Here is a 13,457-nt window from a genome sequence, read left to right as displayed (position 1 = left end):
CATTTTGCTGTTTATGCGAATGTAAATGACTGAATATGTGCGCAAAACAAAAATCTACATTATATTAAAACAGAACCTTATTTTTTAACACTATTGTCCGGAAAAATTTATAAATTATGAATATGGAATTTTTGATGATTAGATGATTAGTGAAAGGAAGTCCGCTAAAGCGGACTGAAACACTGGTTATATGATTTCTGTACACCACCCCGAGTACTCGGGGTGCGGGGTTTAACACGCTATATTAAACTAAAGCCATATTAATATCTACCTTAAGATTTGTACCCACCCATTTAACACGATTGTTTCAGTTTCAAAAGGAGGTAATAATATGCCATTTTTTGTTACATTAATTTGTTGTTCAATGCCATTTGTTATTTCAATAATGTAAAAGTAAGTGCCATCAGGCAGCGGCCTGCCATTTTTATTTGTGCCATCCCAGATTATTTTACTATAATCAACATTTTCATCTTCCCATACCTTATCTCCCCACCGGTTATAGATAATTACTTTTACTTTATCAGGGGAACACACCGGGGTACTTTCTATTTTCCAGCTATCATTGATATCATCCAGATTAGGGGAAATCCCGTTATAGATGATCAATTTACAGGTATCAATTATAATCGTGATAGTAAGGGAATCAACGGCAGTACAACCATTTGGATCAGTTACATTAACATAATAGACAGTAGTGCTATCAGGGGAAGCAATAGGATTTTGACTACTGGCATCATTAAGTCCTTCCTGAGGCGTCCAGATATAAGAATAATTTGTGCTATCGCTTGCATATAAATCGACACTTTCACCAGGATATATGCTGGTATCCGGATAGGCATTAATCACTGGTACCGGATTAACATAAATGGCTACCATATCAGCAGGTCCTTTACAGCCATTCAGCGTTTCCGCAACATAGAAAGTATCTGTTACCGGATTGGGCGTAAATGAGATTCCCGAACCGATAGAATCTGTTAAATTAGCATCCGAATACCAGATCAACGTGCCACCGCTGCCTGTTGCTGTTAAATCTGCAATAGTATCGCCAAAACACCAGGATGTATTACCACTTACAGCAGGAGCAGGTGGGGAAGTATTGACAGAGATAATTACCGAATCGGCAGGACTTTGACAGCCATCTGTGGTTGTTTGGGTTACGTAATAAATAGTGGTGCCAATTCCGGGAGTGATCGTAAGAGATGTACCTGTTCCTAGCGAAATTGTAAGCCCTGCATCTGAGAACCATTCAATATTATTTAAGCCTGCAGCAGAAAGGTCTGCGATGGGTTCACCTACGCAATATCCGGAATCAGTGCCGGCTATTGGTGCAGCAGGCGTGGGGTTGATGATGATATTTACTTGTGTGGATGGACTTTCACATCCATTGATCGTTACGGTTAGCCAATACGAGGTATCTGTTATGGCACCGGATGCAAAAGGGCTTCCCGAAAAGATAGAGTCTGTCAATCCAATATCTGAATACCATACGAATACGCCACTGGTGTCTGTTACCGTTAGGTCGGCAATAGTATCGCCCTGACAGAATGGTGGTGGCGAAAATGCTGCAGGAGCGGGTGGTAACGGATAACTATTGATAACATACGGACCTGCTGATGCCAGACAACTGTCTGCATCCACAACCGTTAAATAATAGGTGCCGGCAGGAACACCTGTCAAATCCAGCGAATCGCCAACTACTGTAAATGATTGATCTACCCATTCATAAACAATCGGTAAGTTACCTCCAATAAGAATAATACCTATAATAGAACCTGTTGCTGAAATACAATCGCTCGAATCTACGATTACAGCGTTTGTATCCAACAGTGATACTGTGTCGTTGACCGCGTGCGGCCCGGAAACAGAGGAGCAACCGTTTGAGTCGGTAACTGTTAAATTATACAGACCGGATGGCACATTCATCAGGTTGGCTGAATCACCACCTGCAATATTAAAAGAACCATCCACCCATACATAAGCCAGGGGAGGCATGCCGGTAGCAATGATTCCTGTAACAGAGCCGTCAGCATTGCCACAACTGCTTAAATTAATGACTATTGCTGATGTATTTATTACAGGCTTTTGATTGAATGTAATGATGATTGAATCAGCCGGGCCGAGACAGCCATTTATTATTTCACTAACATAGAATGTGTCTGTAGTTGTAATGCCTGATGTAAACGGGCTGCCACTACCAATAATATTTGTTAATGCGGCATCAGCGTACCATATCAATAAACCACTACCGGAACCGGTTGCTGTAAGGTCAGCAACTGAATCACCAACGCAGTAAGTGGCGTCAAACCCTGCAACAGGAGCTGCCGGGAGTGGATCCACTGTAATGACCACCGAATCAGCCTGACTTTGGCATCCGCTAATTGTTTGGGTAACATAAAAAATATTAACCCCAACTACTACAGGAGGAATAAAAGGTGAACCAGCGCCAATAAGTACAGTTAACAATGGATCAGAGAACCATTCAATATTTATTCCGGCAGCGGTAATATCTGCTATGGAGTCACCATCGCAATATGTGGCATTAGTATCGGCAGCAGGAGACGCGGGTATTGGATTGATCGTAATAACCACTTGTGTGGCAGGGCCCTGGCAGCCATTCATCGTTTCTGTTACCCAGAAAGAAGTATCTGTTGCAGCTCCTGATGCGAAAGGGCTCCCTGAAAATATAGAAACTGTTAATCCTGCATCAGCGTACCATATAAACGTCCCCCCTGTACCGGTAGCTGTAAGGTCAGCAATAGCATCTCCCGCACAATAAGGCGCTGGGGAACCGGCTAATGGCGCTGGTGGCGCTAAAAGTTCAGGAACTACATAAGGGCCTGATGAAGCTGAACAACCTGTGGAATCGGTAACAGTTAAGGTATAAGAACCTGCCGGAACATTGAGCAGGTCTAATGAATTTCCTACTATCGTAAATGCCCCGTTTACCCATTCATAAATTAGCGGAGGCGTGCCCCCACTGATCAGTATTCCTGTGATCGATCCCGTAGCTGAATCGCAAAGAGTGGAATCAATAACCACGCCCCCTGCAATAATATCAGGTACTTCATCACTGATAAGGTATGGCACTGTTACAGATGTACAGCCGTTTCCATCGGTTACGGTGAGGGTATATGAACCTGAAGGCATATTAAGCAGATCCAGCGAACTGCCTACTACTGTAAACGATCCATCCACCCACTGGTATGTTAATGTTGGAGCGCCTGTTACTGTGATCCCTGTTATAGAGCCGTTATTGCTTCCGCAGGTACTGTTGGTAATAATTATGAAACTTGTAGTAATAACCGGGAGTGCAAAAACCACAATATTTTGTGCAAGGCTTTCCTGACAGGGTGAAACGCCTGCTGTGTAGGTTATCGATATATTGCCTGATAAGCCGGTAGGATCAAAATTACTGCCGCTCACTCCAGGCCCTGACCAGCTTCCACCGGTAGTGCCGGTAATGAGAGCGTTTAAATTTACTAATCCGGCATCCTCGCACATCGGGGCAGGAGGGGTCCAGCCTGGCACAACGTCCGGGCCAACCGTAATTGACTGTGTGGAAACACCAATGCAGGGTGCGCTGCCTACTGTATAAGTTATTGAAACAGGACCGGATAAACCTGTCGGATCAAACGTGCTGCCGCTTACATTTGTTCCTGACCAGGTACCACCGGCTGTTCCGGTAACCAAGGCATTAAGATTTATTACTCCGGCAGTTTCACAGATCGTGCCCGGGGCGGTCCAACCAGGATCTGCTGCGGGACCAACTGTTATGGGTATGGTTATTGTATTGTCGCATCCGGTTACAAAATCGAAAAGAATAAGCGACACGTTATAAGTACCAGGAGTATTGTACGTATGGGTAGGGGTTTCATCACCAATACCTGTAGAAAAGTTTCCATCCCCGAAATCCCAGAAAAAAAGCGAAACTGATAATTGACAAGGCACTAAAAAGCAATCACCATCTGTCTGACAAGTCCCTCCAAGAAGTAAACACCATCCTGTGCTTGTACTGGTAAATTGAACTTGCTGCCCCACACAAGCAGGATTGGGGGAAAAAGTAAAATCAGCTTCAGGGGCATCAGTTACTGTAACCTGAAAAGTAGCGGTCTGGAGACAGGAACCATTGGTAACGTCCACGCCATAAGTAGTAGTATTGTTTGGGCATACATTGATGCTTTGTGTTGTTGCTAAAGTGGTCCATAAATAGGAAGAGCCTGATGATGCAACAAGCTGTGTACAGCTCCCCCTGCAGATCGGGTCATCACCCGAAATAGTAGCCGGGGGGAGCGCTGCTGTAAAGACCAACGTTATGGGGTCGTCCATTACATTGCCGCAATCGTCTATTAAAGTATTGCCATCTGTACCTGTTGTGATGGTAAGCGTATAAATTGAGTCAAGGGTAACAGGTGTGTTGAGTGAAATGGTGATCTGGTCAGTTGAAGTTCCGCAATTTACCCCCACGGCTCCGGTAATAATAAATGGCCCGCCAGGCCCGGTTAATGTAAAGTCACTTCCATCAGCAGCAATAGAGCTGCAAACGATCGCAGCATCTCTGATGATCAATGTAATGGTGTTTCCTCCGCAAGGAACTGTAACCTCAAGAGGCGCCTGGTCACAGTCAAGGATAATTATCTGTATATCCCTCATCGTACTGCCTATCAATACACCACCTCTGTATTCCCTGATCAAAACGGTCACAACAGAGACTTGCGCTGCATTAGGCGTAAAACACATTTCGCCTGTGCTTGAATTAAAAGCAACCGTACCGGTAGTGGTTGTAATGGGGTAGGTTGGGCTGTAACCTGCGGTGTAAGATATAGGAGCTTGCCCATTACCCAGCGGATTTACTAATGTATAAACCAAAGAATCACCATCAGGGTCAACTGTTGCGTGGTCATAGCAAAAAAGCTCCCCCACACAAATAAATGGCACAGGTGTGGTGGTAAAAACAGGAGAAGAATTGCATATACCCCCTGTATTGTTCAGCGTAGCTTCCACATACATATCTTCTGAACCGGGACTTTGAAGATTGGTGATCTGGTCATTCCTGCAGCACTCGGTAAAGCTAAACACCCAGTCAGAACATTGTGCAGGTAGGGTATAAGTTCCGGAATATATGTATTGTTCAAACCCTGGTTCGTTTCCTCCATTGCAGGTGCTGTTAGGATTGCCTGTGCAAAGCGTTGAAACCTCAACAGGCCCGCTTATTTTGGTTAAGGTTATGGTAGCGCTGATACCACAAGATGCAGAGCTGATACTTAACTGGGGTGAAGTGGGGGCAGAGATACCTGCACAATCCCTGTAAAAAGCCAGCTCAAATTGATAATTATTCCCCCCAAGGCAGGTATAGGTAATATCTATACCCGATGCGTGAGAGGCGTGGGCTTCTTGTGGTTTTACTATTAAAGCTAAGGATAAGAAAGAGACTAATATGAAGAATTTTTTCATTGCACAAAATGAAATTGCATAAAAATAATACTTTTTGCTATATCTTCCAAATAAAATCCAGTACTTAGTTGCATAATCCTAAATTATAATAATACAAAATATTACCAGACCAATGATTTGTCCAGGTACCATAATTAAGTAGTTTTATCAGCCTTATTGGCATCCTTCAAATCAATGAAAGATTGGACTCCTATAAATACTGCAAGAGAAACCATAACAATACTAAATAATATGAGAAGGATGATTTGTCCAAGTACCATAATTATTTCGTTTTTCCTAATTGTTTTATAAATTTTCTAGTTGAAATATAATGATGTATTATTCCTATAAACAAGCCAACTAAAAATATAAATCCTACCCAGCTTGTTATTTTATTTATAACATTTTCCTGATAATTTAACATCAAGCCATATACTGCTCCTGCCAATGCTACAACTACAAAAACATACACCTGAAATCTTACTAACTGAATTTTGATCTTCTCTTGTACAACTTCATCGCTACTCATAATCGTGTAGATACAACCATTTTCAAATTTACTAATTTACCAATTACCAAATTATCTCAACACCTGCACCCACCCTTGAATAGCCAGTTGTTTCCTTTTATAAAGACAACGATCAGCATCAGGACAAGAGCGGTTTAAAATTATAATTTTCCTGGGGGTATTATTGGTTATTTCAAGCACATAATAATAGGTTCCGTCTGGTAATCGCCTGCCGTTTTTGTTGGCGCCATCCCAAAAAACATTCTTATTATCATAATTTTTCCCTTCCCATACCAGGTCTCCCCACCTGTTGTAGATCAGCACCCTGTTTTCAGGAAAGTTATGTATGCCATCAATGAACCAGATATCATTTATCTTATCGTCATTAGGAGAAAAGCCGTTATAAATGGTCAATATATAAGGCCCGCAAAGGCCGGGGGTATCAATATTTGCTATCACTACAGAACCGTTAGTTTCGCATCCGTTTATATCAATAACAGTTACAGAATATATTAGAGAATCTGGAAATCCGGATAAGTTATTAGCTATCGAATCAGTTCCACCTGATGGCGTCCAGAAATAAACATAATCACGATTACCTCCATTAACAACTGCTATAGCGCTTCCATTGGCTGAATCACAGGTTGCATCAATTGGGATGATAGTTAAAGATAAAAGTGATTGTATTCTTTTCACCGTAACAAAAACAGTATCAATACAAAGATTACCATCAGTAATTATCACTGAATAAGTCCCTTGTGATAATCCGGAAGCAGTATCTGTAGTTTGTCCGATAGTATCTCCCTGATCATCAAACCAACTATATTGATAGGGGCTTACACCACCCAAGACACTAACAATTGCTTCTCCACTTGTATTAATACATATTTCATCTATAGAATCGGTAGTAAAAGATAAAAGTGGTGGTTCAGTAATGATTATTGAATCATTAGTAGTACAGTTATTAGTATCGGTGATCGTCACATAAAATGTGTCGGCTTGCAAACCTGTTGCGGTTTGAGTGGTTTGACCAACCGGATCATTCCATTCATAACTATAAGTAGGAGTACCGCCCGAAGGATTTGCAGTTGCAGTACCATCAGATAAACCAAAACAGGTGATATTTGTACTTGAGATAATATCTACCAGCGCAAGCGGTTCGGTAATGATCACCGTATCGTTTGCGGTACAGCCGTTGCTATCTGTTACGAATACGTAAAAAGTGTCTGCAGGTAAATTGGTTATTATTGCTGTATCTAAGAATAAAGAAAACAAGATAATTGTATCTCCGGTAGACCAGATAGTAGTAAAAAAGGGTGAGCCCACTGTGATAGTTACTGAAGCTTCACCGTCACTGTAACCATTGCAGCTCACATCTTTATTATCCTTTCTTATTTTTGGCCCGCTTATGCTATTCACAGATACCGAAACAGAGTCAACGCACAAGTTTGCATCCGTAATTGTTACAGAATAATTCCCATTACACAAGCTGTCAGCCGTTGAATCGGTTTGTGAAAAAGGGTCATTCCATTGGTAAACATAAGGCGGGCTGCCTCCTGTTGGTGTTACTATGGCAATACCATTGCAGGCGCCTGTACATATCTCATTTTGAATGGACTTGAGACTGTCTTTTAGTTCAGTCGGCCCGGTAAGGGTTACAATTTGAAAAGCCATACAGCTCAATGAGTCGGTTCCTTCGATAGCAACGGTGTAAGTACCCGGAGGCAGGTTTATGGCCATTGAATCGGTTTGCCCGGCAAGTGTGTCGCCAGCGCTGTTAAACCATTGGTATATAAAAGGTGGGGTACCACCGGTTACGGTTACCGTAGCGCTTCCATCATTAGCGCCAAAACAGCTTATATTTATACTATCAGATATTGTTCCGGAAAAGCCGGGTGGCGCATTAATGATGACAGAAACAGAATCAACACAACTAAGGCTGTCTGTAACAATAACCCAATACACCCCTGGCGATAGAGAATCAGCTATTGTATCAGTCTGGGTTAAAGGATCATTCCACAGGTAAGTGTAAGGCGTTGTGCCGCCACTTACAGAAACAGTTGCAGTACCGTTGGCAGTATTACAGACGGCATCTACTCTGGTGGTGGCAAGCGCCAAAGAATCCGGTTGTGTAATGAGTACGCTGTCAGAAATGCTGCATCCGTTACTATCGATAATTGTTACAAAAAAGGTTCCTGCGGTTAGCCCTGTTTCAGTTGAGCCTGATCCACCGCTGCTCCACGAAAAAGTAAATGGCGTTTTGCCCCCGGCAGGAAAAACGGTGGCGCTCCCGTCATTTCCTCCGTTACAGGAGACATTGCTTACAGTGGAAGTATCAGAAAGGGGTTGGATGTTTACGATCACTGTATCGGCAGCTATTTTAAGGCCGCAGCTATCCATTACCGTAACAATTAAAGTATCGGTTACCAGTTTAGTGACAAAAATAGTATTGCCTGATTGTCCGTCACTCCAGGAAAAGGTGTAAGGCAATATACCCCCGGAAGCTGCCGCTGTTAAAGCTATGGTATTTCCCGGGCAAGTGGTAACATCATTGGCTGTAACCGTTAACACATAATCCTCTGCAATGTATATGATAGCAATTTCCGGGATCGTATCGCCACAGGCAGTAATATTAAAGACAGTTACTATTATAGTATCTATGCCTTCAATGATGCTGTCAAAAATCGGGAATATGACCAGATCGCCTGAAAAACTGCCCTGGTTAATGATTATACTATCCGCTATACTATCAAAGTCAAGGCCATTGATGGCATTTCCTGCTATGCTAAAGTAAACAGTAAGGTCTGAAGTGGTATCTGAACGGGTAAAGGTAAACGTAGCATCCGTACATCCTTCTATGATGGTTGAATCACCGGTAACGGTAGTAACCGATACCTGTACGCCTGCAGAGCTGAAGCTGCCCGATTTAAGGAAGACGCCAGAATCGTAAAAAGCATCAAATGCGTCTGCAATAGCCAATTTAATATGATATGTTTGGCTGCATTGTACAGGAAATACTGCCTCCAGAACAACTGTACGGCCGTCAAATTGTATGCATTGAGGATCTGTGTTACAAGGAGGAGTGGATCCGGTCCCATTATTAATATAATAAGCACAATTCATACAGGGACCTGCATTGGCAGTACCATTATTGACATTATTAATTGTAACGGCTGTTATAGTAGATGGGATCAACGCAATGTTTACAGCATTGTTGGTATAAGGGCCAAATATTCCTGGTCCACTAATAAAAAAACCAAAAGCATCATTAAAAGCAGAACCTACGAATTCCGGGTATTCTTCAGAAGCAAAAACATAACTAAACCGAATTGTGTCTCCAATTGGAATAAAATCAAATTCCAGCACTGCAGCATCTAAGGTAGTTTGTCCGGCAATTATTGTCAGGTCAGGGTCAGCCGGGCCATTAAATCCACCTGCAGGTAAAGTAGCGCTACCCAAGTCGTTTGGACCTACGGCTACGTTAATATCTCCAGAAGATAAAATAACACCAGAATCAAGCCCTAAAATAGCATTGGTGGCGTCAAACGTACCTCTTTGAAGCGCATTACCGCTAAAAGTAATGTTGGTAGCGATCACGCCCGGACCTAATAATACATTTTGTACTAACTGAGCAGGGGTGAGGGCGTTGCTTATGGTCAACTGTGCGAAGGCTTTCTCTTTACCTGTGCAGAAAATAAAAAAGCTTATTGTTAGGATGATATTGTGTTTTTTAATCAACATTTTTTTTGCCATTATTCTAATTCCTTTAACCATTTATCATTTTCTCTTCCCTCTATTAATGTAAGTATTAATACAGAAATTGAAAAAGAAACTAAAATGATACCAAATATTATTGCTCCTACTAGTTCAAACATTATTTTTACCTCCTTTATCTAATTTTTTAAATAAATTTATAATAGTAATATAATTTCTTAAAACAATAATTGCAAAAGTTATTAAAAAAATGAATCCTACACTAAATATTATCTGATTTATAATGTTAAAATGAAGTTTATCAAATAAGCTATATACTCCACCCGCTAAAGCTATAACCACTACAAGGTGTATTTGTAGTTTTGATGTTTCAACTTCAATTTTCTTTTTAATTATTTCATCAATATTCATACATTAACTGTGTCTGTCTATAAAGTCCTGTTAGGAACGAAATATTATTAACCCCGTCCTTTAGGGCGGGGACAAAACGTCATTCCGAGTTCCCCGTTCCCCCCGCACCGCAAGCGGTGCGGGGGGAACGGGGGTAGGTGTGGTTTCATAACTACCCCGCCCTAAAGGACGGGGTTAATGATAAAAACCCGACTTTATGGACAGACACTAATTAAAGCCAGTGCCTTTATTTCAGGAGATTCCTCGTTCGCTCTATCAACTTTGCCAACCCACTCACTCGGAATGACAATAGAAAAATAATGACCACTGACAACTGTATGACTATCGTACTGACCATTGTATGACCATCGTATCACTATCGTAATATCTGCACCCAGCCATGAACACCCTCTTTTTCAGGTTTATATTTAGAAGTTTCATTACCCTGTGTAACCCAAATTATCTGTTTGGAAGGGTTATCTATTTCAATTACATAATAATAGGTGCCGTCTGGTAAAGGTGCGCCATTTTTATTATTGCCATTCCAAACTACCTCTATGTTATCATAATTATCTTTTTCCCATACCTTATCACCCCACCTGTTGTAAATTTTTACTTTATATTTATTTTGGGTACAGGCAAAGATCACGTTGGGTGAACCTGCAATTCCATCAATGATCCAGGCATCGTTCACTTTGTCGTCATTTGGGGAGAGGCCGTTATATATTTTCAGCGTACAAGCCTGGCACATAGTACCTGACGAACTATCATTTATTGTTATATTAAAAACAGAATCAACACATCCGTTTTTATCAGTAACTATTACTGAATAAGACCCCGCTGCTAAGCCTGAAGCTGTTGAATCAGATTGTACAGGGGTAGTATTCCATAAATAACCATATGGCCTCAAACCGCCATCAACAATAACGGTTGCCTTTCCGTTAGATTCTCCACAGGTTTCATTAGTTACAGTTGTAGTTGAAGTTAAAAGCGCGGGTTCATTAACGGTTATCGTATCTTGCTCACTGCATCCATTGAGATCTGTTACGGTTACATAAAATGTATCAGGTGATAAACCTGCAGCCGTATCTTTAGTTTGATTATCGCTCCATAAATAGGTATAAGGACTTGTACCGCCTGATGCATCTACAGTTGCCATCCCGTCATTGAAGCCATTACAGGTGATATCGGTAGATCCTGTTATTAAAGATAATGCAGCAGCAGGTTCAGCGATTACTATAGCTCCTGCATTTACACACCCGTTCGAATCTGTAACAGTAATAATATAAGTTCCTGGAGGTAAATTAGAAGCGATTGTATCTGTTCCACCAATGGGCGACCATAGATAAGTATAACCCGGAGTTCCACCTGTAACTGAAGCTTCTGCCGTTCCATTAACAAATCCAAAGCAGTTAACATCGGTTTTTGAAATGTTTACAGTTATGGAATCAGGTTGAATAATAGTTACCACCGCATTGGTTTGACAGTTAATAGAATCGGTTATTATCACCTCGTAAATGCCTGCAGTCAGCCCGGTGGCTGTGGAATCAGTTTGTGGAGGAGTAGTATTCCACGACCAGACAAGGGGGCCTGTACCTGTGTAAAGCCCTGATGGATCAACAATAACTGTAGCGCTTCCATCATTACCGCCATAGCAGCTTACGTGTGTTGTATCGGTAATCATTGTATTAAATTCGGCAGGCGCAACAACGCTTGCAAAAGCAGAATCGGAACAGCCCATGCTGTCTGTAATAACAACCCAATAAATACCTGGTGCTAACGACTCAATTAATGTATCAGTCCCGATAAGCGTGCCGGAGCTATCAAACCATTCATAAGTGTAAGGCAATATGCCGCCATTGACAAAAACGATTGCCTTACCATCAGAAGAATCACAGTTTGATGCAAGCGTTCCAGTTTCTATTTCTAATGAATCTGCTTGTGTAATGGTGACGCTGTCTTTGGCAGTACAACCTAAGCTGTCGGTAATTGTTATTGTATAAACACCGGCAGTTAAGCCGGTTACTGTTGGAAATGTATCAGCGCTGCTGCTGCTCCATAAATAAGCATAAGGATCCTGTCCCCCGGTTGGTGCAACCGTGGCGTTTCCATCATTTCCACCCGCACATTGTATATTAGCGCTGCTAATAATGTTCGCCTTCAGATCACTCATGGTCACCAAAATAGAATCAGGCGGGCTAAGGCACCCATTATCATTTGCCTGGACATAATACACAGTTGTTGTAACCGGTGTAATTAGTAATGTTGGTATGGTGGTTGTATTAGTCATTCCAAAATTATCAGACCAGTAATATATGATACCGGGGTTTGGGCTTGTGCTTAAAGCATTTAATTGGAGTTGTGCAGTGTCTCCCGGACAGATAAAAAGGCTATCGTCACTGTAGAGATAAACGAGGTTTGAAGGAGCAACAGTTATGGTATGCGCAACGGGCGCGCTTGGGCAGCCGTTGCTGTTAAAGGCGATCAATGAAACGGTGGTATCAGTTGCCGGGCAAATATACATTGAATCGGTTACCCATCCGTTGCTCCATAAGTAAGAATCTCCGCCATTTGCAAATAAATAGCCGCATTGCCCGAGACAAAGGCCATCTATTCCTGTAATCCCTGCAACAGGGAGACTATCTACGAATACCGTTGTTGTATCCGGCACAGAATTACCACAACAATCCGAAGTGGTCATCAAAGTAACATAATAGGTACCTGGAATATTGAAAATATTTCCTATGCTGGAAAATGAGATCCCATTGTATGCCTGCAGCAGGTTCAAAAAGATATCATATATTTTCCAGTCATAATTAGCTGCAAACACAGAGCTTGTAAATTCCAGCGAATCACCGGGGCAAAGCAAAGTAGTATCAGAAGCAATGATCGTGGGTTGCGAAGCGGAATCCGATGTTAATATTCCTACAAAATCTGTGAAGACAGAGGCAGCGCCTGCATCAATAGAAAGGTCAATCGTCTGATATTCTATGGTATTGAATTGTGTCGGAGGAGGATTTGCTCCGGAGGCAAGCTGTGGTGTAGCGTTTGGGCCGAAATCCCAGTCAAATGTTGTACCCGGAGCAGTTGTATTTGCCAACACAATATCATCGGTACATCCGTGGTTGTCAACTGCAATAATTGGCTGTGCGGAAAAATTAAATGTAGAATCATTGTTTAGCAGGGATGTGCCGTTAAGGTATAATGCCATGTTTTGCCCGGCTTGAGCGCTTCCCCCATTGCCGCCAATTCCGCCATCACCGCCTTTTCCGCCATTTCCACCTTGTCCGACATCACAACCTGGTTTACCGCCTATACCGCCATTGAGACCAATTCCATTATTGCCACCAAATCCGCCATTGCCCCCTGCACCTGGCAATCCTGCAGTCAAATTACAATCCTGGATATTTCCATT

Annotated in this window: 5 protein-coding genes; all 5 read right to left on the bottom strand. The window is 42.0% G+C overall.

From position 1 onward, the window contains the following. Positions 1-267: 267 nt before the first annotated feature. Positions 268-5,451 carry a T9SS type B sorting domain-containing protein gene (locus FVQ77_15875; protein ID MBW8051779.1) on the bottom strand — a complete coding sequence of 1,728 codons (5,184 nt, stop codon included), beginning with the start codon at positions 5,449-5,451 and terminating at the stop codon, positions 268-270. Positions 5,452-5,713: 262 nt separating this feature from the next. Then, a complete protein-coding gene (locus FVQ77_15870) occupies positions 5,714-5,959 on the bottom strand; it encodes a hypothetical protein (protein ID MBW8051778.1) in 246 nt (81 codons plus the stop codon). A 51-nt stretch (positions 5,960-6,010) separates the two neighbouring features. Then, on the bottom strand, positions 6,011-9,712 hold the full coding sequence (locus FVQ77_15865; GenBank protein MBW8051777.1) for a T9SS type B sorting domain-containing protein: 3,702 nt from the start codon (positions 9,710-9,712) through the stop codon (positions 6,011-6,013). Between the two features lie 93 nt (positions 9,713-9,805). Continuing rightward, complete coding sequence (locus FVQ77_15860) at positions 9,806-10,063, bottom strand: efflux RND transporter permease subunit (GenBank protein MBW8051776.1); 258 nt, start codon at positions 10,061-10,063, stop codon at positions 9,806-9,808. 355 nt (positions 10,064-10,418) lie between these two features. Next, positions 10,419-13,457 (bottom strand): hypothetical protein (locus FVQ77_15855; protein MBW8051775.1); only part of this gene is annotated, 3,039 nt, incomplete at its 5' end.

It is taken from the genome of Cytophagales bacterium, assembly GCA_019456305.1.
Taxonomy (GTDB): Bacteria; Bacteroidota; Bacteroidia; order Cytophagales; family VRUD01; genus VRUD01.
This window is presented reverse-complemented; position numbering and strand designations above follow the sequence as displayed.